The organism is Arthrobacter sp. zg-Y820 (genome assembly GCF_030142155.1).
In the GTDB taxonomy this organism is placed as follows: Bacteria; Actinomycetota; Actinomycetes; order Actinomycetales; family Micrococcaceae; genus Arthrobacter_B.
The window spans coordinates 1,731,850-1,753,275 of record NZ_CP126247.1 but is presented as its reverse complement, the minus strand read 5'-3'; the positions used below and the strand labels follow the sequence as shown (position 1 = coordinate 1,753,275).

The following is a 21,426-nucleotide window of genomic DNA, read 5'->3' as shown; positions in this document are numbered from 1 at the left end:
ACGCTGTATCAAGGTGCCGGGGTGAGCACAGGCCCGGTATGCCGCGTGCGGTACCAGATCACCCCGGTGATTACCGCCAACAGGACCACGGGGATAAGGAAAGCCATGGAACCCACCCCGGAAGAGCGATCTGTCGTCGCATTGAGGTCGGCGTGAAGCGCAAGTGCCAACATCAGGCCAAGAGAATTATTGGCCGCGTGCAGCACGACTGACGTCTCAAGACCACCCGTACGCCAAGTGATCAGCGCGAAGGTGATGCCCACGGCCAAGAACTGAAGATTGAGCCAAAGGTCGGTGGACAGGTGGATCGTCGCGAACAGCACCGAAGAGACGACCACCCCCAAGGCCAGGGCTGAGCGAGGGCTTCTCCCCCAGCTAGCAGCCACGCGAAAGACCAGCCCCCTGAACCCGTACTCTTCGCCCGCGGTCTGCAGCGGCACGATCAAGACCGTGACCACGAACATGAAGAGGAGGTCACCTACGGCCCAGTCGGTCATTACGGAAGGCTGAAGAAAAGTCAGGACGGTCATATAAACGGCCCAGACGGGCACAAGAACGAGTACTGCCCGACCCAGCACTGCCGCTCGGAACACTCCGGTAACGGAATGCATCGTGCGCCCCTTGACACCGTAGAGCCAGCGCTGGATGAGCATGCTCCACGGAATGAGTAGCGCGCTCGAGGCGAAGGTACCAGCCAGCGTAACGGTCGTGAATTCCGTGCCGCCAGTGACAATGCTGTCTCGGCCAAGCAAGAGATCAATCTGTCCACTGATCTGCGCGGCGACGGCACCAAATCCCAGCAATCCTCCAAAAAGAAGCACGATGGCAAGAATGCCACGCGGTATTCCGCGTCCTTTGGTTTTCCGGTCGAGCACCCGGTGGTACGGGGTGCCAGCCGGGATGTCTCCCCCGGCGCGGCTGGTGTCGTGATCGGTATCGCGGAGTGTGGATACCTGGTTGATGACATTCTCATTAGGACCCATGGCTGGCCTCTACTTTCGTGTTGTGTGTGGCGAGATGGCCCGGTTCAGCGGTGGCGGAGCCGTCGCCGGGCGAACCTAGGAAGGTGCGCAGGGCGTCATTGACGTCGTCGGCATGCGTCCAGAGCAACCCGTGAGGGGCGCCCTCCACCTCGACGTAGTGAGCAGCGGGCAGTGACCGGGAGAACCGGCGGGCCGTGTTGTCGATGGGCAGGATACGATCGGCAGTGCCGTGCAGGATCAACACCGGCTTCCCGCTCCGGCGCACTGCTTCGACATCACGCCGAAAATCCTCGATCCACGAAGAGACGACGGCGTAGGCCGCCACCGGGGCGCTGGAGATTGCGGTGTTCCAGCTGCCGCTCACCGCCTCCTGGCTGACCCGGGTACCGAGGTTCTCGTTGAGGTTGTAGAAGTCCGAGAAGAACTGCGTGTACCAGGCGTACCGGTCGCTCCTGGCCGCAGCTTCAATTCCATCGAACACCGCCCGCGGCACGCCCTCGGGGTTGTCTTCACGCGCAACAAGGAAGGGCTCCAGCGAGGCGAGGAATGCAAGCTTGGCCACCCGCTCGTGGCCATACTTGGCGACATAGCGAGCGAGCTCGCCGGTCCCCATCGAGAAGCCCACCAGGACGACGTCCTGCAGATCCAGGGCCTCCAGCAGGATGCTCAGGTCGGCGGCAAAGGTGTCGTAGTCGTAGCCGACACTGACCTTCGATGACTGGCCGAAGCCGCGCCGGTCGTAGGTGATGACCCGGTACCCGCTGGCCAGGAGCTCCCGTGCCTGATGCTCCCAGCTGTGTCCGTTCAATGGATACCCGTGAATCAGGACGACAGGCTGCCCCGCACCCTGGTCCTCGTAATACAACTCGATTGGCGTGCTGTTCTCTGATCCGACGCTGATAAACGCCATGGTCTTCCCTCTCGGTAGTGTGCCCAATGACATGAACGCCCCAGCCGGTGGAGCTCCGCCCCTGGGCCGCGGCTGTGCCGGGATCGGATACCCGCTCACGGCGACGTTGCCAGACTCCCACCGGCGTCGGCGCTCTCGCGTCGGTGGCGAGCACCTAGAATCGGCCACCAGGCAGTACCTAGAACGGCGACAGCAACCAAGAAGGAACAGAGCTATGCCGCGCTGCTACCAGGCCCCGTCCGCCGCGCCGTCGGACCCCGCGGCTAGGCTGGAGGAATGGCAACAGTAATCCTCGTGCGGCACGGGCGCACCACAGCGAACGCCTCCGGGCTGCTGGCCGGCCGGACCCCCGGCATCGAACTCGACCAAGTGGGCCGCGACCAGGCGGCCGCCACCTGCATGTTGCCGGGGCCGCAGCTGCCCGCGCACACCGCGAGCTCGCCCGTCAGCGCCGCCTCCCCCGCGGCAGCGAACGCGGCCTCCTCCTCATGCCGGGTCAGCATCCAATCGATGCCCTTCTCCCGGCGGATTGCCTCGGTCACCGCGTTCAGGGAGTCGCCGGGAACTCCCCAGATCCGCTGGATCCCATTGGCGGCGAGGTTGTGGACAATGTTCTCGGCGATCGTGGGCATGCTGCTCCTCAGTTCGGCGCGCTCAGGCTGCGCCTCAGTGATCAATCACCGACTACGGCACCTCCAGCCGATTCCCGGTGTTTAGCGGGAAGTAGCACGGCAGCGGATGTGACGTCGCACGCTTCGCGGAATAAGCGGAATAGGAACAGTCTTTCTCCCGGTTGCGATGGGTATACAAACTCCGGCCCAGGACTACTTTGGTCCGACTGCAACCGAGAGAAAGACCTTTTGTGAAACTCTTTACCCCGCTGACCGTCGGCGCCATGGAACTGCCCAACCGCCTCGTCATGGCACCGATGTCCCGTGTCCGCGCCGACCGCGACGGCGTGCCCACCGACATCATGGTCGAGCACTACCGCCAGCGCGCCTCCATGGGCCTGATCATCAGCGACGGCATCTACCCCTCCTTCACCGGCCAGGGCAACGCCCTGATGCCCGGCCTGGTCACCGAGGACCACGTCACCGGCTGGAAGCGCGTCACCGACGCCGTCCACGGAGCCGGCGGCCGCATCGTCGCCCAGCTGATGCACTCGGGCCGCGTCGCCCACGAAAACATCAACGGCGGACGCCGGCCGGTGGCCCCCAGCGCCATCGCGCTCGAAGGCATGGCCCACACCTACGCCGGCAAGCAGCCCTACCCCGTGCCGCACGCCCTCACCGAAGCCGAACTCCCCGGCATCGTGCAGGACTTCGTCGCCGCCGCCCGGAACGCGATGAAGGCAGGGTTCGACGGCGTCGAGCTGCACGGCGCCAACGGATACCTGCTTCAGGAATTCCTCTCCCCCGTCTCCAACACCCGCACCGACAACTACGGCGGATCGCCGGCGAACCGGGCCCGGCTGGTCATCGAGGCCGTCCGTGCCGTGGCCGAGGCCGTCGGCGCCGAGCACACCGGCATCCGCATCTCCCCGGAACACAACATCCAGGGCGTGCTGGAAACCGACCGTGAGGACGTGACCGCCACCTACACCGCCCTGGTGGACGGCATCGCCGATTTGAAGCCGGCGTACCTGTCCATCCTGCACGCGGATCCGGCCGACGAGCTGGTCCAGGGCCTGCGCCGCCGCTTCGGCGGACCGGTGTTGATGAACACCGGCTTCGGCACGGTCACCAGCCGCGAGGACGCCATCATGGTGCTCGAGGAGGACCTGGCCGACGCCGCCGTCGTCGGCCGTCCAGTGATCGCCAACCCGGACCTGGCCCGCCGCTGGCAGGAGGACCACCCGCTGAATGAGATTGACCAGAGCACCGTCTACACCGACGGCGCCGCCGGCTACACGGATTACCCGGAACTTGCTCCGGTCTCCTAGTCGAAAGAAACGACGGCGGGCCCTCCGCATAGAGCGGGGGCCCGCCGTCGAACGTGGTTATATTGCTCCATGCCTTCCCGATCTTCGTCCGCAGTGTGGCGAGCCGTTCACAAGGAACGCCAAATGCTCATCAGGGAACTTGAGTCGCTGACCCCGGAGCAATGGACCCAACCCTCGCTCTGCCCCGGCTGGGACATTCACGATGTCGTAGCTCATCTCGTGGATTCCGCGAAGACAACTCGTCTTAGTTTTCTCCGGCGGATGATCACCGTGAAGTTCGATTTCGACAAAGAAAACGCGAACGGCATCATCAGGGAACGCGCTGCGACCCCGGAAGCCACCCTGGCTGAGTTCCGCCGCGTACGCGAAGCAACCAAGACGCCGCCCGCTGCTCTGGCAACTCGGCTCGTCGAGGCGATCGTGCATGGTGAGGACATTCGGCGTCCCCTGGGGTTCGTGCATTCGTATCCCAGTGAGGCAGTCGATTCGGCCTTGCGTTATCAGCTTGGAACCGGTGTCTTTATGGGCGGCGGCAAGGAACGCGCAGCTGGATTTTGTCTGCAAGCTTCCGACACAGGGTTTGAGCACGGTTCTGGACCGGTGGTCAGAGGAAACTCGCTGGCACTCCTCATGGCCATCTCGGGTCGCCCCGTCAATCACGAAGATTTCTCAGGTGAAGGTGCCGCAAAATTCGTACAAAAGCTAAAACAAACGTTTCAATGAGCGGACCCGCGAATCGGCAGTCCCCTCTCAACTGTGGTTGGGTGGGCCAATGGATACCTATGTTGATTTAGGCTGGTTCTGCTTTACCGTTGCCATAATTAATGCCGGTCTCGCTGAGCAAAAGAACCGTTCCCGCTGGAATTGGTTCCTGCTTTCAGTGCTGCTGGGACCGATAGCCACCGTGTTAATTGTCGTGTGGCGGGCGCCGGAGCCGGTTGAACCGTCGATGACGCACCGCGGAGGCTGGACAAACCCCGATCCGTCTCCGGAATCCGGCGCCTAGGCTGCCCGGGACGGCAGCTTCACCACGACGCCTGAATGCGCCGGGCCCGCCGCCTCACAGCCGCATCCGAGCGCGCCTTAGCTGCGGCAATGGCACCGCCGCCCAGCCTCCGCGTTTCCCTCCATGCACGCATTTCTGCCCTCCCCCGGCGCCGTAATACGGCCCGGCTTAACCGTTTGGCGTCGCGCCGCCGCTGTGCCAGGAACCCCGCAGAGTGTCAATGCCGTCCAGCAGGACGTCGAGCCCGACGGTGAATTCGGCGTCGTAGTCATAGCCGTGCTTCGCCAGCTCGCCCACTACTTCGAGCAGGTACGGATACCTGGCCGCTGTCTCTGCGGATTCAGCGTCGCGGGTAGCGGCCGCCGCCTCCGCAGACTCCTCCGGCGTCTCGAAGGAGAGTGTTTTCTGCTGCAGGGCGCAGCCGTACACGTAGGCGTCCAGCAAGCTCATCACGTGGACGGTGGTGCGGAACGAAAACCCGCTCTGCCGCAGGCATCCCAGCATCGCATTGTGCTGTCGCAGGCTCTCCGGGCCCGGGCGTCCTGCGGCCTCCATCCGCCCCACCGCCCAGCGGTGCCGGACCAGTGCGGCCCGGAGCGAGGCGGCCCGATCATGCATGGCCTGCTTCCAGCCGTGTCCGCTGTCCGGTTCCGTGACCTCGTTCCAGACGAGATCCACCATGCCCTCGAGCAGTTCCTGCTTATTTGCCACGTGCTTGTACAGCGCCATGGGCACCACGCCGAGCTCCTGGGAGAGGGTGCGCATGGTGAAACCCTCGATGCCCACCTGGTCGGCCAGTTCGACGCCGGCGCAGAGTACGGCTTCCCGGTTCAGCCGCGGTCGGCGTGCGGCCGGTTCCGGCTGCCGGTCCTTGGGTTCCTGTGCCAAGCGGCCACCTTCTCGTTCAGGCCACCCGGCGGGCCTAGGCTCCGCGCCGGGAGCCGCTACTCGCCGGTTTTGGCCAGGTTCCTGCCGCCCCGGCCGCTGTTGCCGCGGCCGCGTTGCACGCGGGACCGCAGCGTCGATGCACCGGGTCCGCCAAGCTGATCCAGGTAGGCGGAGCGGCCCGCTATGCTCATGACGAGGGCGAGGATGGGGCCGTTGACCAACAGCCCGTATCCCGCGGTGAAGCGGCAGTCGGTGGCCCGCAATTGCAGGCCGTCGGAGTAGGACCGGCTGGGAACGGTGAAGTCACGGGCGGTAAAAAACTCAGCCACCGGAACCAGCGCTTCCACCGACGGGGTCCGCGGCAGCCCCAGCGGCTGGCGGATGTCCTGGGCGTGGACCACAACTTCCCCCAGGTACGCCGCCGTGTGGGATGAGGGGGCGGTGGTGGCACCGATGACGGCGCGGAACCGGTCGAGCGTCTGGGCGGGAGTGCTGCCCAGGTGTTCAACGAGGCGACGCTGGTTGTGGACGTCGGGACGGAAGCGGGCGGCCAGCATGCTCTGCAGCCACCGCCGCTGATTGAGGCTTGCCCCCGCGGTGAGGTGGGCGAGAACCTGCTCCACATTCCATTCCTCGCACAGCGTGCTGTGCCGCCATTGTTCGGCGGTGAGGCCGGCGAGGTCCTCCGCAAGTTTTGCCCGCTCGGCGTGGATCAGCGCCCACAGCGGGTCCTTGTCGCTGCTGTTCACATCGGTCGTGTCCTCCATGCCCCCACGTCTTTTCAGTTGCCTGCCTCTTCAGCTGCCTCAGCCGTTCCGCTCACAAACCGTCCAGCGAACGCTCACGCTACTCCCGCGCTCCCGCCGTCGCCACGGTGCCCACCCGTTTGGGACGGTTTTGCCGGCGGATCGGTGATCTCGTTGATGTCCGCGAGCGCGTTGAGCGTGCGGGGGTAGCCGATGTACGGCAGCAGCTGGGTGACGACGTCGATCAACCGTTCCCGGTCGTTGCCCACCCGGACATTCGCGGCTATGTGCCCCTTGACCTGCGGGTCACAGCCGCCGAGCGAGACGAGCATCGCGAAGGTGAGCAGCTCCCGGGTGCGCAGGTCGACGCCGGTGCGGGTGTAGGTGTCGCCGAAGCAGTTGTCCGACAGGAAACCCTGGATGTGCAGCTCGTCAGCGGCTGCGGCGGCGTAGAGCCCCTCCACCCGGTCGGCTCCGATGACGGCCTTCTGTACCCGGAGGCCTTCCTCCAGCCGGGTCTCCGGCGTGGTGGCTGACTGTCCGGGCAGCGGCAGGGCAATGCCGTGCTCAGTCAAAACCTCATTGGTGGCATGGAGGAAGTCAAAGACCTTGGCCATCCCCACATAGGGCACTGCCTGATAAACAAGCTCCTTCACCTGCACCGGGGTCACCCCCACCCGCAGCGCCACTCCCAGCATCACCCGGTACTCCTGCACCGCCTGGCAGGCAATCATCGCTGCCAGCTGCACCATCAGGCGGGTCGGGGCGTCCAGCCTGCTGTGCCGCAGCACTTCGTCAAAGGCGAAGTTGCCAAAATAATCAACGAGCTCCGGATCGGTGTCTTTCAATGTGGAAGTGTTCCCGGGGAACCGTTCCTCGTACTGGCTGCGCGCCGCTTCTGTCGGGGCCATCGCAGGTCTCCTTCGTCTTGTCGGCTGGTATCAACTCAACACCACTTCCTCACCCATCGGCAGTGCCGGCGGTTTCCGATGCGAGCTGACCCTCCCAACGGCCGGCAGCGCTTGCACGTCACCGACGAAGAATACGGTTCCCGGCCGTAAGTGAGGCCCCGGGGGCACTCACGGGATTAAATCGCTGCGGAGCGCTTATGCCTCGGCAGGTCGGGGGAACCGCTAGGGTGAGACTACTGTCTAGGATTTCCGGGGGAAACCATGAGAAAAGCTGTCACCAGCGCTGCCATCGCCCTGCTGCTCGTCACCGGCTGCAGCGCGGAGGCCGCGGAGAGCGGTGCGCCAGCTGCCACGGCAACTTCCGAGCCTTCCGTCGAACCGGTGGCGCTGAACGCGGAGGAGCAGACCTGTATCAAGCTCCTCGGGACCGATGGCAAAGGACCCCTCTACGACGCCATCTACCTCGTTAAAATCGGCGACGGCACGAGCGGTTTCCTGGGCACGGCCGAGACCGCAAGCCTCCTCAACGAGGAAATTGCCGGCATAGCTCGGAACGCCCCGGAGGGCATGGATGCGCTGCTGGAGGAGCTGTCCTCCCCCATGGAGAACGCCGCGCTGCGGGCCGAACACCCCGATTCTCCCTGGAGCCTGAACGTCGCCACTTGGACAGGCGCCGTCGCACAGCTCCTGACCCGTTGCGCGTCCTATGAGACCGGCGCGGGCAGCGCGGCATCGCCCGCGGCGCCCGCCCCGTCAGCGGTGGAGGGGATCGGCGCCGCCTACCCGGGCTATCCCCTGGTCGTGAACGTCGAGTCGTTGGACTACCGCGTCGCTGCCTGGTTCGACGGCAAGCTCGTGGACGGCCAGGTTGTTGCGCTGGCACCGGGGCTGTACGCGCCCTACGATCCCAACATCCCTGACCTGTTGACCTACTACGTCGCAGACGGGGTGGCCGGGGACAGCCCCACGAAGCAAGCCGTCTTTCCCGGCTCCGGGGCTGCCGCCACCTGGTCGAACGTGTCCCCCGGCCCCCAGGAACCGCAGTAGATGGTCCCGCCGTGCTCAGGGTGCATCCCGGTGCGCTGACGCGGACGCCGAACCTACCGCAGCAGCTGCTCGATGGCGGCGGCCGACTCCAGCACGCGGGCGGCCAGCTGTTCGGCCGGTACATCACTGGTCAGATAAACGACGGCGAGGGCGGCCGGAAGCTGGCCGCTGGCCAGAACGGGCACGGCCACGGAGCTGACGCCGGGAATCACCTCATCGCGGCTGAACGCGTAGCCGAGCCGGGCCGCCGTGCGCGACTCCTCCCGGTACGCCTCCCCCGGCGCCAGTTCCTCCCACTCAGCCTCCGTCACGGCGGACTGAATCGCGATGCCGGTCGCTCCGGCGGCGAAGGAGTGCCGGGTTCCCGGGCGCTGCACAATGGTGCCGTCGCCGCGGGGCGGCTCCACCGAGACCAGCGTGACGCACTGGCGCCGGTCCCACACGGAGATGAAGGCCGTCATCTGCAGGGCGGAGGACAGGGCGGTGAGCTCCGGGATGGCCACTGTCTGCAGCCGGTTGCCCACGCCGCGGGCCAGCGTTGCCATGCCGGGACCGATGGAGAACCTGCCGGCGTCGTCGCGCAGCACCAGCGAGTGTTCCTCCAGGGTGCGCAGAATCCGATAGGAAATGGAGCGGTGGACGTCCAGCGCGGCCGCGATCTCGGCGATGGTGAGGCCGCCGGTGGCATCAGCCATCACTTCCAGCGCCCGGATGCCGCGGGAGAGCGTCTGGCTGGTGGACGCCGTCGGACTCACGGCAATTCCACGGCGGCGATCCGGCGGGCCGGCAGCAGCGGGGCAAAGAACTCGGCGAGTTCCGCCGTCGCGGTCAGCGGCAGGACGTTGGCAACATACTGGTCCGGGCGGACCACCACGACGACGCCGGACCGGTCAATGCCGCGCTGGTCGAAAATGTCCTCTCCGGGGTTGGTGCCAAAGACCTTCGCGAGGTCGGTGAGCTGGAACGGTCCGGTCTGCGGCTTGAACACCGCCGGCACGGCGCCGATCTCGATGCCGGTGTGCGGCTGCTGGTAGATGACTTTCACATCGAACCAGGCGCTGCGGTCAACACCCTCCGGAACCGCGGCCAGGGGTGACTCCGGCGCGGTGGCCAGCCAGTCGGCGAGATCGGTCACCGCCGACGAGGTTCCGGCCGCCGCGGGATCGGCGAAGACATAGATCCGCCAGGCGCCGTCGGCCTGCGCCAGGTGGCCGAGGTGGACCGTGTTCGCGTCGCAGACCCGCCGCACCGGTACCGACCGGAAGCGCTTGCCGACGGGAAAGCCGGTGGCCAGGTCCTGGTGGGTGGGCTCGGCAATGAGGATGGACGGCGTGTACTGGGTCATGAATCCGGCCGGGAATTCGGCGGTGCTCACGTAGAAGTCCTCAAGGTCCGAGGGATTTTCGAACTCCTCGGGCCGCTTGGCCATGAGTGTTGACCACTCCTTGTCGAAGTCGATGAGGTTCTTGGCCACCACCTGGCGTTCGGCCGAGTAGGTGGACAGCAGGCTTTCCGGGCTGCGGCCGTCGAGCACGTGGCCGAGCTTCCAGCCCAGGTTGAAGCCGTCCTGCATGGAAACATTCATGCCCTGCCCGGCCTTGGCGCTGTGGGTGTGGCAGGCATCGCCGGCGATGAACACGCGCGGGGTCCGGGTGCCCAGGTCGGCCGGCAGGACGTCGTCGAACCGGTCGGTGAGCCGGTGGCCCACCTCGTAGACGCTGTGCCAGGCGACGTGGCGGACATCGAGCGTGTAGGGCTGCAGGATCTCGTTGGCCTTGCCGATGATTTCCTCGACGGTCGTTTTGCGGACCGCACCGTTGTCATCCTCGGGAACCACGCCCAGGTCCACGTACATCCGGAACAGGTGGCCGCCCTCGCGCGGAATGAGCAGGATGCTGCCGCCGTCGGCGGACTGGATGGCGCACTTGGTGCGGATGTCGGGGAAGTCAGTTTCGGCCAGGACGTCCATCACGCCCCAGGCGTGGTTGGCTTTGTCGCCGGCGAGGGTGCAGCCGATGGACTGGCGGACCTTGCTGCGCGCGCCGTCAGCGCCGACCACGTACTTGGCGCGCACCGTTCGCTCGGTGCCCTCGTCCGGGCCGGCGGTGTGCAGGAGGGTGACGGTGACCGGATACTCGGCGTCGTCGTCGACCTCCAGGCTGCGGAATTCGAAGCCGTAGTCGGGCGCCATCCGGGTGGGCGAGTTGGCCATGTACCGGGCGAAGTAATCCAGCACGCGGGCCTGGTTGACGATCAGGTGCGGGAATTCGCTGATGCCCGATTCGTCGTCGAGGGCCCGGCCGGACCGGATGATGCGTGAGGAATCCGCGGGGTCCGGCCGCCAGAACGCCATTTCGGTGATCCGGTAGGCCTCGGCGGTGATCTCCTCGGCGAACCCGAAGGCCTGGAAGGTTTCCACGCTCCGGGCCTGGATGCCGTCGGCCTGGCCGATGGCCAGCCGCCCGTCCCGGCGTTCCACAATCCGGGTGGTGATGTCCGGGAACTGCGACAGCTGGGCTGCGGCGAGCATGCCGGCGGGTCCGGAGCCCACGATGAGCACGTCGACTTCCGCCGGAAGGTCGCCGGGGCGGTTGATGCCGACGCCGGCGGCCGGCTGGATGCGCGGATCGCCGGATACGTAGCCGTGGTGGTGGAACTGCACGGGTGTCCTCACTTCGTCGTGGATGGTGCCCGCCGGACGGTGTTCGTTATTTGAACACTACGTTCGATAGTCGAACCGCAAGCGGTGTAGTCACCATACTGGGATATGGCACGCATCACAAGCAGAGCGGCGCCGGCCTGCCCGCCGCCCGGCGCGGCAGGCTGTGGAGGACTATATTCAGGCCTAGTGCGACAGGACCGACGGAAAGGCACCACCATGGCAAAGCTGGATCTCCGAGTGCGGCTGGTCGGCAAGGTGCTGGCCAGAACCTCTGTGGCGCACAAGAGCGAGGAGCAGATCCTGGCCGACCAGCAGCGCACCATCAAGCACAACCCGGTGGTGGACTGGGTGCTGGGCGGCATGGCCCCGGGCGTGAAGATCAGGAACGAGACCGCCGCGGGAGCCGAGGGCCGGATCCCCGTCCGGGTGTACCGGCCAAAAGATGCCGCCGACACGTTGCCGCTGGTGGTCCTGATCCACGGCGGCGGCTGGACGGTCGGCAACCTGGACATCTATGACGGACTGGCCAGCACCATCGCCCGGGACGCGCGCGCCGTCGTCGTTTCCCTCGAGTACCGGCTGGCACCGGCGCACCCCTGGCCCGCTGCCGCCGAGGACTGCTATGCCGCGCTGCTCGAGGTGGCCGAACGCGCTGCGGAGTGGGAGGCCGACGCCGGCCGGCTCGCCGTGGTGGGCGACAGTGCCGGCGGCAACCTCGCGGCAGTGCTGACGCTGATGTCCCGGGACCGCTCCGGCCCCGCCATCGCTTTTCAGGGCCTGATCTATCCCGCCACCGATCTGACCCTGGGCAGCGCATCCATCGAGGAGAACGCCCACGCACCCATCCTCACCAAGGAGGACATCCTCCGCTACGGCAGCCTCTACGTCCCCGACCTGGCAGACCGCAGCAACCCGTACGCCTCGCCGCTGCTGGCCCCGGACCACACCGGGCTGCCGCCGGCACTGATCCAGGTGGCCGAGCATGATCCCATCCGCGACGACGGACTGCGCTACGCCGCTGCCCTGCGTGCAGTCGGAGTCCCGGTCCGCGTCACCACTTACGTGGGCATGCCGCACGGCTACCTTGCCTTCCCTCGGCTGTGCCGCAGCGCTCCGCAGGCATTGGCGGAGCTGTCCGCCGAGCTGCGGCGGCAGCTGACTCCGGCGTCGGTGCGGTAGCCCGTACCCTTCGGCCAGGGATTGCCGAAGGCCATAACCCCGACCCTAAAAAGAAAGTGTCAAGAAATCCTTGACGTTTCGATGGTGTCAAGCTTTGATTGACACCATGAGAACTTTCCGCATCTTCACCGCCGTTTACGCCGCACTGATGTTCCTGGTTGGGGTTGGACTGTTTGCCACCTGGTTGCTGCTCGACCTGCACGGTTTCCCCAAAGGCCTGTGCCAGGGCGCCGGCGGCACCCTGATCGTGGGCAGCGTGTACCTTGCCGTCACGTACGTCTGGCGGGGAAACTCGGACAGCAGCGGCAAGGAGTACTGGCTGCCCAGCCGCGATGCCGGGGAACAGCCGTGATCCGCGGTCCGGTTACCGACCTGCAGGAGCAGATCGGCGCACTGATCCTCGGCGACTACGACGACGCCGGGACCCTCACCGAGGAGGACCACCTCGCCTTAGTGGCTCGGGCAGGCGCAGCCGAGCAGGCCAGCCAGCAGCTGCAGCACCGAGCCGTCGCGGCGGCCCGGAGCGCGGGAGTCAGCTGGGCCGCACTGGGCCGCGAGCTGGGGATGACCCGGCAGGCGGTGCAGCAGCGTTTCGGCGCCCGCCCGGAGGAACAGGCCCCCGGTTCCCGCGAGCGCTGGCTCGGCCCGGTCACGGCCTTCGATGAAATGCCCGAGCTGGAACTGGCCGGACGGCTGGGCTGGCGCACCATCGGCGTCGACATGCTCCGGCACCGGATGCTGCAGACGGACACCCAGTGGGAACACCGCCGCGTGCTCTGGACCCGGCCGTCCTCCCACTACGAAACGGACGGCTGGCAGGTGGGCAGCCGATCCTTCCCCTGGCTCTACCTGGTGCGGGACCTGCAGAAGGCGCCCGAGACCAAGCAGGGCACGCCGTCGCCCGGCCCTACTCCAGAGTGACTCCGCTGAGCCGGGCGACGGCTGCCGGATCCCGGTGGTCGAAGAACATGGACTGCCCGGTGTCCAGATCCGCGATCGACGCCATTTCCTGGGGGCTGAGCTCGAAGTTGAACACGTCGAAGTTCTCCGCCATCCGGTCCGGCCGGACCGACTTCGGGATCACCACCACTCCGCGCTGGATCAACCAGCGAAGCACCACTTGGGCCACCGACTTGCCGTGCGCGCCGCCGATGGCGGTCAGCGTCGGATCCGAGAAGAGGTTGTTCTTCCCCTCCGCGAACGGTGCCCAGGATTCATGCCGGACCCCGCGGTCGGTCATCAGTTGGTTTTCCACCGCCCGCTGGCAGAACGGATGCGTTTCGATCTGATTCACCGCCGGAACCACCTCGTTATGCAGGATCAGATCCAGCAGCCGGTCCGGGGTGAAGTTCGAAACCCCGATGGCCCGGGCGGCGCCGTCCTTATAGATCTGCTGCATCACCCGCCACTCGCCGTACACATCACCGAAGGGGTGATGGATCAGGTACAGATCCACGTACTCCATGCCCAGTTTCTGCAGCGAGGTTTCGAACGCCCGGGCGGTGGTGGCCTCGCCGTTGTCCTGGATCCAGAGCTTGGTGGTGATGAACAATTCGCTGCGCGCCAGGCCGCTCTTCCGCACAGCCCGCCCCACTGCATCTTCGTTTTGGTAGGCCGCGGCGGTGTCCAGCGAGCGGTATCCGGCGGCCAGCGCGTTGGTCACTGCCTCTTCGGTCTCATCCGGCGGAACCTGGTACACGCCGAAGCCCAGGATCGGCATTTCGACGCCGTTGTTCAGGGAAACACTCTCCATCGGTTTTCCTTTCGTCGGTGACGTGCGGCGATCGGCGCCGCCCTCGCCCCTTTGAGGTTACAAGCGGTGAGCGGCAGGCGGGAGGGTCTCCCCGCGGTCCCGTCTGCCGGACGGTGACATTATGGATCCTGTCGGAATGGGCCCCCCGCCCCACCCAGCGGGACATGCCGGACAAACCGGCGATTCAACAGGAGGATGCAACCGTGAGCGAACGACTCAAAGACAAAGTAGCCCTGATTACCGGCGCAGCCAGCGGCATGGGGGCCTCCCACGCGCGGGCCTTCGTGCGTGAAGGCGCCAAGGTGATCATTGCGGACATCAATGACGACGCCGGTGCCGCCCTGGCCGCGGAACTGGGCGACGCCGCCCGCTACGTGCATCTGAATGTCACCAGCGCCGAGGACTGGGCCGAGGCCGTGGCGACCACGCTGGATACCTTCGGCCGGCTCAACGTCCTGGTGAACAATGCCGGCATCCTCGACGGCGGCCCCCTCGGCCAATACCCGGTGGAGCGCTGGCAGCGGGCACTGGACATCAACCTGACCGGCCCCTTCCTGGGCATGTCCGCAGCCGTCGAGGCGCTGAAGGCGTCCGCGCCGTCGTCGGTCATTAACATTTCCTCCACCGCCGGGCTGGAGGGCGTTGCCGGCATGCACGGTTACACGGCGTCGAAATTCGGCCTGCGCGGGCTGACGAAGTCGGCCGCACTGGAGCTGGCCGCATCCCACGTCCGGGTCAACTCGGTGCACCCGGGGTCCATCCAGACCCCGATGACCGCCGTGATGGGCAGGCAAAAGCCGATCGACTTTACCGAAACCACCCTCACCCGGCCGGCCGCACCGGAAGAGGTGACCAGTGTTGTCCTCTTCCTGGCCAGCGATGAGTCCAGCTTCTCCACCGGGGCGGAGTTCGTTGTCGACGGCGGAATCACGGCCGGCAAGATCTACAACGTTTAGGCTGCCCGGGGTCAGGCCCCCTGGGTAACGCTGCGCGGGCCGGCCTGTCCGTCCCGCCCGGACAGGCGCCGCCAGGACCAGGCAAAGAGTGCGACGGCGGCCAGCGGTGCGGTGAATCCAGCGGCCGCCACGAGGAACAGTCCGGGCACCAGACCGCCGAGGCCGAGCAGGGCGGTCACACCCACACGGAGCCGCTTCCCGCCCGGCAGGAGCCGCCCACAGGGAAGGGCCAGGGCGACACCCGCCAGGGCTGCCGCCGCCAGGGTCAGCGGCCACTGCGCGGGATGCCCGGCACCTGCGAATTGGGCGGCCGCTTCCAGGACAAGACCCGCGGACAGCAACCCGGCCGACCAGTGCATGACGCTGCCCAAACCCGCGGCCAGAGCCGCGCCCGCAGCAAGGGCCGCGGGAATGGCTGCCAGTGCGCCGCCGGCCAGGCCAATGTTCATGGCCTGCGTGCCATCGGTGGCCAGTGATGCCCAGCTGCTGCCGGTGAGGGCAAACACGGCACAGCCGAGTCCCACGACAGCGCTGGCCAGCGCCGCGGCACCAACAGCGGCATCTCGCCGCCGGGTCTCTGCCAAGGTGCGCCCCGGCGAGAACGACGGCCTCTCCGCCGGGGAAGGCCGGGGAGCCGCAGCGGGCTGAGCCGTGCTGCCCGAGCGCAGGACCAGGACCAGCAGCAGGACCGCCGCCAGGGAGCCGACCAATTGTGCCAGCAGCAGCAGTCCCCCGAGGGCAAAGGCAGAAACAGCTGCCAGGACCACACCCTGCAGACGTGGAACCGGCCGGCGGCGCATCTCGTTCAGCACCGATCTGACCGGTGTGTACAGGCTGAACGTGCCGGCAGCCCAGGCGAGAAAAAAGAACAAAAACGTCGATGATGCAAACCAGCTGAGTTCACGTCCCGCATCGGCCGCGTCGAAACCAACCGACCAGCTGGCCACGCTCGCGGCCGCCAGCCCGCAGGCCGCTGCCGCACCTGCCGCGGTCCGGAATGCCGCCGCGCCGGAGAGCCGCTCGGATGAGTACAGCACCAGGACAACTGAGACGGCGAAGGCGAGTGGCCCAACAAACGCCGCCAGGAGGAACCGGAGCATATTGACGCCGGGGAGCAGCATGGCATCGCCCAGGAACAATCCGGTGGCAACAATAAACGCGATCAGTGCTGTCGCCGCCAAAACCACGGCCCAGCCATGCGCTGCCCGCCGTTGCGAATTAGTCATGGGCAATACTCACACGGCCAGCCCCTTGCCTGTGGTGGACACAACGCCGGAGACCCCATTCAACCCCCGCGTAATATTCTGGTCAGGGACATTCCCGGGAGCACCAAAGGAGAACACCGCTATGAAGGCTGTTTACGTCACCGGTCCAAACACCAACGAATGGGTTGAGGTGGACCGGCCCGCGGTCGGCCCCCACGATGTCCTGCTGAAGATCAAGGCCTGTGGAATCTGCGGTTCCGATGCCATGTACAGCCAGATAGGCGGGATTCCGCCGCGGCAGGGCGCCACGCCGCTGGGCCACGAACCTGCCGCCGAGGTGGCCGAGGCAGGGGCCGACGTCGACGGTCTCACCGTGGGCGACCACGTGGTCATCGACACGATGGCCTTCACCGACGGCCTGCTGGGCAGCGGCGGCGCGCAGGGCGCGCTCTCCGAGTATGTGGTGGTCCGGGACGCAGAGCCCGGACGCCAGCTCAAGGTCATCCCCAAGGACATTCCGTGGGAGGTGGCGGCCCTGAACGAACCGATGGCGGTGGCCCTTCATGCCGTGAACCGCACCGAGCCCAGGCCCGGTGACAGAGTGGTCATTTTCGGCGCCGGGCCGATCGGGCTTGGGGCGCTCCTGGGGTACCGCCGCCGCGGAGTCAGTCACATCGTCGTCGTAGACCTCATTCCGTCCCGGCTGGAGAAGGCCCTGCAAATCGGCGCTGACGCCGTCATCAACTCCGCTGACGAAGACGTGGCCGCCAGGCTCGTGGAGCTGCACGGGGACGGATCGAGCATGATGGTCCGCGGTGTGCGCTCCGGCACCGACATCTTCCTCGATGCCGCCGGCGCACCGGTCATCCCGGCCACCGTTGCCGGCATCGCCAAGCAGGGCGCAACGCTCGGCATTGTCGCCGTCCACAAGAAGCCGGTTGAGCTCGACTTCGGGTCCATCCTCACCACGGAGCTGACCATCGTGTTTGCCATGGGCTATCCGACCGAGATCTTCGAGGTCACCGAGGACATCATCGAAAACTGGCAGAAGTATGCGCTGATCATCAGCGACAAGCTGCCCTTCGACCGGGCCTTGGATGCCCTCGCTCTGGCGCAGACTCCGGGCGCCGCGGACAAGGTCGTCGTAACGTTCGAGTAGGGCAGTGCCATAAAGACCAGGACAAACCGCCATGGCATCGGTCGATCGTGTTGACTGTCAGCAGTGGCCACAAAACACCCATGGGCCCGAAGACCTGCCCACCGAACAGGGAGAACAATGAACGCTCCGGAACTCCATGTGCCCCTGCGGCACGGACCGCGGCCCGCGACGACGCCGACCAGCCCGCACACCCAGCTTGATCAGATCGCGCCGGTCGAGCTGCAGGACCGGCTGCGCGACCATGCACTGGCGCTGCCCGGGGTCAGCCGCGGATCCAGTCAGGTCTCGGTTCCCGGCGCCGTCGCCTTCTACCTCAACGCGCCGCCGGAGCCGCCGACGCTGCCTGCCATTCTGGGCGGCGAGTGGGGACACATCCATCCCCCCTCCGACGGCAGTCTGCACCTGAACGTTCCCACCGAATTGGCCGAGCGACTGATCGCCGCCGGCTGGGCTGAGTACCACTGCCTGGTGGCCCCCGGCGTGATACCGCCGATCGTGATCATGCTCTACGGGCCGCGCGACGCGGACGACTTCGCCGTCTGTGCTGCGGTGGTGGAGGAAGCCTATCTGGCAGCCGGCGGATCCCCCGCCGACCAGCGCGGCCGCATCTTGGGCCTCGGCGGGAGCTACTGGGCGGGGTCCTGACCGGCCCAGGCCTCCGCGTAGAACTGCGGGGACAGCGATTCCAGCAGTTCGGCATAGGCCTCGGGCTCCATCGCCTGGGCCGACCCCTCCGGGACCGCCGGGGCGAACGCGGACACGCCCAGCCCCGCCTCATGGTTCTTCAGGGTCAAGCCGACGGCTTCCAGGATTGTGGGGTACATGTTCAGCTGGTCGCCGCCGGAGCGCAGTTCAATGCTGTTTTCCCCGCCCGGAACCCAGATCCGGTTGAAGATGGTGCGGTTCCCGTGGTGGTCCAGCTGCTCGTGGAAGGCGTCACCGGCGCTCATGTGCTTGAGGTGGTCGCCCATGATCACCACGGCAGTGTCTTCGAGGTATCCCTTCTCCTTCATGTGGTCCACAAACCCGGCGACCTGGGTCAGGGAGCAGGAGAACGCCGACGTGACCTTGTTCTGCGTGTCCACGTTGCAGTAATCGTAAATGTGCACCGGCTCGTGGGTGTCCAGCGTCAGCATGGAGAGGTTGAACGGCCGGCCGGTCTGTTCGGCCTCGGCGTGCAGCTGGTCAATCCTGTCCTTGGCCTGGGCCATGAGGCGTTCGTCGCTCAGGCCCCAGTCGCTGCGGAAGCTCTCCTCCGGTTCGCCGGCCGCGCGCCAATCGGCAAGGCCCTTGACCTCGGAGTAGCCGTGGCTGCTCAGGAAGGTGTCCTTCGCGGCGAAGGAGGAATTGGCGCCGCCCAGGAAAACGTTGTTGTAGCCGTGCTCCTCGAGAACGTCACCGACGCAGGTGGACCCGCCCAGATAGGTGTCGCCGTCCTCGTCGACCTCCCTGGCGCCGCTGCTGCCCGCCGAACCGGTGCCCTTCAGCGGCAGGCCGCACTGCGTTGAGACGAGCCCGGCCATGGTCCAGCCTCCGCCGTTGTACTGCTGGAAGTTGTCCACGCTCTGCCAGCCGTCTGCGGCGTCGGTGGCCTCCTTCAGAGGAGCGAACGCGTCTTTTTCGAAGAGCTGGTCGTCGGCCAGGGTGGCTTCGCCGGACTCCAGATAGATCAGGACCAGATTGCGTTTGGCTCCGTCGCCGGTGATTGTTGGCTCCACGTAGTAGTCGCCGACGTTGTACGGAGAGTTCGCCGCCTTTAGGTAATCCCCCATGCCCACCGTGGTGGTGAAGGCCGTGGTGCCGCCGACGACCACCGCGCCCACCAGGACGGCAGAGACGGTGCGCACCAGCCACGGTGCGTGCCGGGGACGCATGTCGTCGCCGTTGCGGCGGCGCTTGCGGCCGCGGGATTGGTGCCACAGGGCGATCGCGGCAGTAATCAGCACTGGTGCGACGCCGATCCCCAGAATGCCGGCCCAGACGATGGCTCCGCCCCCGCCGTCGATTTCCACGGACACGAGGTTCAGGAGCATCTGGTTAACGGAGATTTCGCCCCAGTAGAAACGGATGCCGACGGCGGCGATGAGCAGCGCAAGCCCGGCCCAGATCAGGACATAGACGAGGATCTGTCCCATGGCGACGGCGACCCGCCGGGTCGCATTGAGAATCCGGCCAGACATGGCAACACCTCGCCTTCCTGATGCCGCGTTTTTCGCCAAACACCCTTGACATTCAACCCGGTCTTGGGTCCTTAGAAGACTAATACCGTTTTGCTGAAGGTTCAACCAAGGTTCATGCTGAGTCGCCCGCTCCTCGGAAAGCCGCTCAGCGAAGACCCTTCCGGAGGGCGCTGAACGGTTCCCAGAAGAGGCCGAAGGTGTCCTGCGGGCCGCCAAGGAAGCGCTGGGTGAAGATGACGCCGATATCTCCGTTCGGATAGACCGCGGCGCTGACGCCGGAGCCGCCGGCCCAGCCCCACATTCCCGGTTCAGACCAGGGCGCCCCCAGACCGACCTGGACGGCGGTCATGAAGCCCCAGGACTCGTCGGGCCCTGCCATTTCCGCCATGCCGGCCCGCTGCGGAGAGGTCAGCTGGTCCGCGGTCATCTGCTGCCGCAGTGCCGGCGGCAGCACCGTGTCTTTCGCCAGGGCGGTCAGGAAGTGCAGGAAATCAGGGACCGTGGACACCATTCCTCCGGCCAGGGACTCAAACCGCGGCGGGCCGGCCAGCGCGTCGCGGTAGGTCACTGCCTCGCGCAGCCGACCGTCGTCGTCGGCCTCATAAACCGTCGGAAAGTGTTCGGTTCCGGTGGGGAAGCCGGTGGCGGTCAACCGGAACGGGCCGCTGATCCGCTCCTGCACGAGCTGGCCCAGCGGCTGAACGGCTGCGGCGGGCAGCAGCACCGAGAGCACGTCGGCACTGGCGTGATACATCCAGCGCTCCCCCGGCTGGTGGGCCAGCGGCAGCTCGCTTACCCGGGTCAGGTACTCCTCCGGGGTCATGGCCGGCGGAGCGGGGCCCCACAGCAGGTCCCGGGTGGCCGCGGCGTACGGGGTGGCCGCGTAGTCGATGCCCAAGCCGGCGGTGAAGGTCAGCAGGTGCCGCAGCGTGATGGGTCCGCGCGCCGGAACGGTCATCGACAGCGGGGCATCCGGGGTGGCGAGGACGCGGGGGTTGGCCAGGGCCGGGAGCCAGCGGGCGACGTCGTCGTCCAGTCCCAGCGTGCCGTCCGCCACCAGGGTCAGGGCGAGTGCGCCGCCGATGATCTTGCTGAGCGAGGAGATGCGGAAGGGGGTGTCCTCGGCCATGGGCTGCGTTCGGCTCAGGTCCAGGGATCCGGTGGCGAAGATTTCGGTTCGTCCATTGATCCGGACCCCGGCCACCAGCCCCGGGCACCAGCCCGAGCGCACGGCCGCGGCCAGGCTGTCCCACAGCGGTGCGGCGGTTTCCGGCATGGACCTACTGTCCGGGAGTTGCGGCTGGGGAGTCAATGGCGGGCCGTCCCGCATCCCGTATGGCCGCATAAAGGAGCATGTCCCTGCGCTCACCTGCGATTTCCTGGTGGCTGCGGAGCAGGCCTTCCCGGGAAAAACCGGCGTATTCAGCGCTCCTGGTGGAAGCTGTGTTCCACGGCTCGATAAACAGCTCCACCCGATGCAGCCCTGGAATCGTCCAGCCGAAGTCCAGCAGGGCCAGCAGCGCACTGGCGGCAACACGGCGGCCGCGCGCAAAGGGTGCGACGCCGTAGCCGGCATGGGCGCGGCCCGCGGCCAGCTCCCGGGTCCACAGTCCGATTTGCCCCAGGGGCCGGTCGGATTCGGCGTCGGCGATGCAGAAGGCAAACCCGGTTCCCCGAACATGGTGCCGGCGCTGACGTTCCACCCACGCCAGCGCCTGGTCCGCGGTGGCCCGGGGCGGAAGGGTGCCGATTGTCGGGACGTAGTCGTCCAGGGACAGCTCCCGGGCCATTCCCGCGTCCTCGTCCCGAAACCTGCGCAGGCGCACGTTGCCGTGAGCCGGGTCGACGGCGGGCCAGAGCAGAGTTGCGGTCTTCGGATCCATGGTCACAGCTTTGCAC

General features: G+C 66.7%; 22 protein-coding genes and 2 pseudogenes. 11 read left to right on the top strand and 13 right to left on the bottom strand.

Annotated features, from left to right (window positions below; translation table 11 throughout):
• Positions 1-8 precede the first annotated feature (8 nt).
• Both QNO08_RS07865 and QNO08_RS07860 read right to left on the bottom strand, forming a co-directional pair.
• Positions 9-983 (bottom strand): CPBP family intramembrane glutamic endopeptidase, encoded by a 975-nt coding sequence (locus QNO08_RS07865; RefSeq protein WP_229966090.1) that lies wholly within the window; start codon positions 981-983, stop codon positions 9-11.
• The gene (locus QNO08_RS07860; RefSeq protein ID WP_229966091.1) at positions 973-1,893 is read right to left on the bottom strand and encodes an alpha/beta fold hydrolase; all 921 of its coding nucleotides are present in this window, start codon (positions 1,891-1,893) and stop codon (positions 973-975) included. The genes QNO08_RS07865 and QNO08_RS07860 overlap by 11 nt, the downstream gene beginning before the upstream one ends.
• A 276-nt stretch (positions 1,894-2,169) precedes the next feature.
• On the opposite strand from QNO08_RS07860, the pseudogene QNO08_RS07855 reads away from it, so the two are divergent.
• A pseudogene (locus tag QNO08_RS07855) lies at positions 2,170-2,340 on the top strand (histidine phosphatase family protein); the annotation flags it as partial.
• Here the strand turns inward: QNO08_RS07855 and QNO08_RS07850 are convergent.
• Positions 2,286-2,525 (bottom strand): annotated as a pseudogene (locus QNO08_RS07850) (thiamine pyrophosphate-binding protein); the annotation flags it as partial. The pseudogenes QNO08_RS07855 and QNO08_RS07850 overlap by 55 nt on opposite strands.
• Before the next feature lie 230 nt (positions 2,526-2,755).
• On the opposite strand from QNO08_RS07850, the gene QNO08_RS07845 reads away from it, so the two are divergent.
• The 3 genes from QNO08_RS07845 (at position 2,756) to QNO08_RS07835 (ending at position 4,841) form a co-directional block, all read left to right on the top strand.
• Positions 2,756-3,835 carry an alkene reductase gene (locus tag QNO08_RS07845; protein WP_284155655.1) on the top strand — a complete coding sequence of 360 codons (1,080 nt, stop codon included), beginning with the start codon at positions 2,756-2,758 and terminating at the stop codon, positions 3,833-3,835.
• Between the two features lie 69 nt (positions 3,836-3,904).
• Complete coding sequence (locus QNO08_RS07840; RefSeq protein ID WP_269439211.1) at positions 3,905-4,558, top strand: maleylpyruvate isomerase family mycothiol-dependent enzyme; 654 nt, start codon at positions 3,905-3,907, stop codon at positions 4,556-4,558.
• Positions 4,559-4,607: 49 nt separating this feature from the next.
• A complete protein-coding gene (locus QNO08_RS07835; RefSeq protein WP_229966700.1) occupies positions 4,608-4,841 on the top strand; it encodes a hypothetical protein in 234 nt (77 codons plus the stop codon).
• Positions 4,842-5,009: 168 nt separating this feature from the next.
• Here the strand turns inward: QNO08_RS07835 and QNO08_RS07830 are convergent, their stop codons facing one another.
• The 3 genes from QNO08_RS07830 to QNO08_RS07820 form a co-directional block, all read right to left on the bottom strand.
• Positions 5,010-5,729 (bottom strand): TetR/AcrR family transcriptional regulator C-terminal domain-containing protein, encoded by a 720-nt coding sequence (locus QNO08_RS07830; protein ID WP_229966701.1) that lies wholly within the window; start codon positions 5,727-5,729, stop codon positions 5,010-5,012.
• A 56-nt stretch (positions 5,730-5,785) separates the two neighbouring features.
• Positions 5,786-6,496, bottom strand: coding sequence for a maleylpyruvate isomerase family mycothiol-dependent enzyme (locus QNO08_RS07825; RefSeq protein ID WP_229966702.1), 711 nt, complete (start codon positions 6,494-6,496; stop codon positions 5,786-5,788).
• Positions 6,497-6,570: 74 nt separating this feature from the next.
• Positions 6,571-7,386, bottom strand: coding sequence for a carboxymuconolactone decarboxylase family protein (locus tag QNO08_RS07820; protein WP_229966703.1), 816 nt, complete (start codon positions 7,384-7,386; stop codon positions 6,571-6,573).
• A 261-nt stretch (positions 7,387-7,647) separates the two neighbouring features.
• Here QNO08_RS07820 and QNO08_RS07815 point away from each other — a divergent pair, with 261 nt between their 5' ends.
• A complete protein-coding gene (locus QNO08_RS07815; protein WP_229966704.1) occupies positions 7,648-8,433 on the top strand; it encodes a hypothetical protein in 786 nt (261 codons plus the stop codon).
• A 53-nt stretch (positions 8,434-8,486) separates the two neighbouring features.
• On the opposite strand, the gene QNO08_RS07810 is transcribed toward QNO08_RS07815, so the two are convergent.
• Both QNO08_RS07810 and QNO08_RS07805 read right to left on the bottom strand, forming a co-directional pair.
• The gene (locus tag QNO08_RS07810; protein WP_284015896.1) at positions 8,487-9,188 is read right to left on the bottom strand and encodes an IclR family transcriptional regulator; all 702 of its coding nucleotides are present in this window, start codon (positions 9,186-9,188) and stop codon (positions 8,487-8,489) included.
• Positions 9,185-11,095 (bottom strand): FAD-binding monooxygenase, encoded by a 1,911-nt coding sequence (locus QNO08_RS07805; RefSeq protein ID WP_229966705.1) that lies wholly within the window; start codon positions 11,093-11,095, stop codon positions 9,185-9,187. The genes QNO08_RS07810 and QNO08_RS07805 overlap by 4 nt, the downstream gene beginning before the upstream one ends.
• A gap of 216 nt (positions 11,096-11,311) precedes the next feature.
• On the opposite strand from QNO08_RS07805, the gene QNO08_RS07800 reads away from it, so the two are divergent.
• The 3 genes from QNO08_RS07800 (at position 11,312) to QNO08_RS07790 (ending at position 13,195) form a co-directional block, all read left to right on the top strand.
• Complete coding sequence (locus tag QNO08_RS07800; RefSeq protein WP_229966706.1) at positions 11,312-12,274, top strand: alpha/beta hydrolase; 963 nt, start codon at positions 11,312-11,314, stop codon at positions 12,272-12,274.
• Positions 12,275-12,380: 106 nt separating this feature from the next.
• A complete protein-coding gene (locus QNO08_RS07795) occupies positions 12,381-12,626 on the top strand; it encodes a hypothetical protein (protein ID WP_229966707.1) in 246 nt (81 codons plus the stop codon).
• A complete protein-coding gene (locus QNO08_RS07790; protein ID WP_229966708.1) occupies positions 12,623-13,195 on the top strand; it encodes a hypothetical protein in 573 nt (190 codons plus the stop codon). The genes QNO08_RS07795 and QNO08_RS07790 overlap by 4 nt, the downstream gene beginning before the upstream one ends.
• Here QNO08_RS07790 and QNO08_RS07785 read toward each other — a convergent pair.
• Positions 13,182-14,027, bottom strand: coding sequence for an aldo/keto reductase (locus tag QNO08_RS07785; protein WP_229966709.1), 846 nt, complete (start codon positions 14,025-14,027; stop codon positions 13,182-13,184). The two genes, QNO08_RS07790 and QNO08_RS07785, sit on opposite strands and share 14 nt — an antisense overlap.
• 203 nt (positions 14,028-14,230) lie before the next feature.
• Between QNO08_RS07785 and QNO08_RS07780 the strand changes: the two genes are divergently transcribed.
• Positions 14,231-14,983, top strand: a complete 753-nt coding sequence (locus QNO08_RS07780) for a glucose 1-dehydrogenase (protein WP_229966710.1) — start codon at positions 14,231-14,233, stop codon at positions 14,981-14,983.
• Positions 14,984-14,994: 11 nt separating this feature from the next.
• On the opposite strand, the gene QNO08_RS07775 is transcribed toward QNO08_RS07780, so the two are convergent.
• Positions 14,995-16,209, bottom strand: a complete 1,215-nt coding sequence (locus QNO08_RS07775; RefSeq protein WP_229966711.1) for a hypothetical protein — start codon at positions 16,207-16,209, stop codon at positions 14,995-14,997.
• 121 nt (positions 16,210-16,330) lie between these two features.
• On the opposite strand from QNO08_RS07775, the gene QNO08_RS07770 reads away from it, so the two are divergent.
• Both QNO08_RS07770 and QNO08_RS07765 read left to right on the top strand, forming a co-directional pair.
• Entirely contained in the window at positions 16,331-17,347 is a 1,017-nt protein-coding gene (locus QNO08_RS07770; protein WP_229966712.1) for a zinc-dependent alcohol dehydrogenase, read from the top strand.
• Positions 17,348-17,464: 117 nt separating this feature from the next.
• Entirely contained in the window at positions 17,465-17,992 is a 528-nt protein-coding gene (locus QNO08_RS07765; protein WP_229966713.1) for a luciferase domain-containing protein, read from the top strand.
• Here QNO08_RS07765 and QNO08_RS07760 read toward each other — a convergent pair.
• The 3 genes from QNO08_RS07760 to QNO08_RS07750 form a co-directional block, all read right to left on the bottom strand.
• Positions 17,974-19,527, bottom strand: coding sequence for an LTA synthase family protein (locus QNO08_RS07760; protein WP_229966714.1), 1,554 nt, complete (start codon positions 19,525-19,527; stop codon positions 17,974-17,976). The two genes, QNO08_RS07765 and QNO08_RS07760, sit on opposite strands and share 19 nt — an antisense overlap.
• 145 nt (positions 19,528-19,672) lie before the next feature.
• On the bottom strand, positions 19,673-20,803 hold the full coding sequence (locus QNO08_RS07755) for a serine hydrolase domain-containing protein (RefSeq protein WP_229966715.1): 1,131 nt from the start codon (positions 20,801-20,803) through the stop codon (positions 19,673-19,675).
• A gap of 4 nt (positions 20,804-20,807) precedes the next feature.
• Positions 20,808-21,410, bottom strand: coding sequence for a GNAT family N-acetyltransferase (locus QNO08_RS07750; protein ID WP_229966716.1), 603 nt, complete (start codon positions 21,408-21,410; stop codon positions 20,808-20,810).
• Between the last annotated feature and the right edge of the window lie 16 nt (positions 21,411-21,426).

Bases quoted from the DNA above. Each gene is read 5' to 3' on its own strand.
- QNO08_RS07865 (WP_229966090.1), bottom strand. From the start codon at position 983: ATGGGTCCTAATGAGAATGTCATCAACCAGGTATCCACACTCCGCGAT.
- QNO08_RS07860 (WP_229966091.1), bottom strand. From the start codon at position 1,893: ATGGCGTTTATCAGCGTCGGATCAGAGAACAGCACGCCAATCGAGTTG.
- QNO08_RS07840 (WP_269439211.1), top strand. From the start codon at position 3,905: ATGCCTTCCCGATCTTCGTCCGCAGTGTGGCGAGCCGTTCACAAGGAA.
- QNO08_RS07835 (WP_229966700.1), top strand. From the start codon at position 4,608: ATGGATACCTATGTTGATTTAGGCTGGTTCTGCTTTACCGTTGCCATA.
- QNO08_RS07825 (WP_229966702.1), bottom strand. From the start codon at position 6,496: ATGGAGGACACGACCGATGTGAACAGCAGCGACAAGGACCCGCTGTGG.
- QNO08_RS07820 (WP_229966703.1), bottom strand. From the start codon at position 7,386: ATGGCCCCGACAGAAGCGGCGCGCAGCCAGTACGAGGAACGGTTCCCC.
- QNO08_RS07815 (WP_229966704.1), top strand. From the start codon at position 7,648: ATGAGAAAAGCTGTCACCAGCGCTGCCATCGCCCTGCTGCTCGTCACC.
- QNO08_RS07800 (WP_229966706.1), top strand. From the start codon at position 11,312: ATGGCAAAGCTGGATCTCCGAGTGCGGCTGGTCGGCAAGGTGCTGGCC.
- QNO08_RS07795 (WP_229966707.1), top strand. From the start codon at position 12,381: ATGAGAACTTTCCGCATCTTCACCGCCGTTTACGCCGCACTGATGTTC.
- QNO08_RS07785 (WP_229966709.1), bottom strand. From the start codon at position 14,027: ATGGAGAGTGTTTCCCTGAACAACGGCGTCGAAATGCCGATCCTGGGC.
- QNO08_RS07775 (WP_229966711.1), bottom strand. From the start codon at position 16,209: ATGACTAATTCGCAACGGCGGGCAGCGCATGGCTGGGCCGTGGTTTTG.
- QNO08_RS07770 (WP_229966712.1), top strand. From the start codon at position 16,331: ATGAAGGCTGTTTACGTCACCGGTCCAAACACCAACGAATGGGTTGAG.
- QNO08_RS07765 (WP_229966713.1), top strand. From the start codon at position 17,465: ATGAACGCTCCGGAACTCCATGTGCCCCTGCGGCACGGACCGCGGCCC.
- QNO08_RS07760 (WP_229966714.1), bottom strand. From the start codon at position 19,527: ATGTCTGGCCGGATTCTCAATGCGACCCGGCGGGTCGCCGTCGCCATG.
- QNO08_RS07755 (WP_229966715.1), bottom strand. From the start codon at position 20,803: ATGCCGGAAACCGCCGCACCGCTGTGGGACAGCCTGGCCGCGGCCGTG.
- QNO08_RS07750 (WP_229966716.1), bottom strand. From the start codon at position 21,410: ATGGATCCGAAGACCGCAACTCTGCTCTGGCCCGCCGTCGACCCGGCT.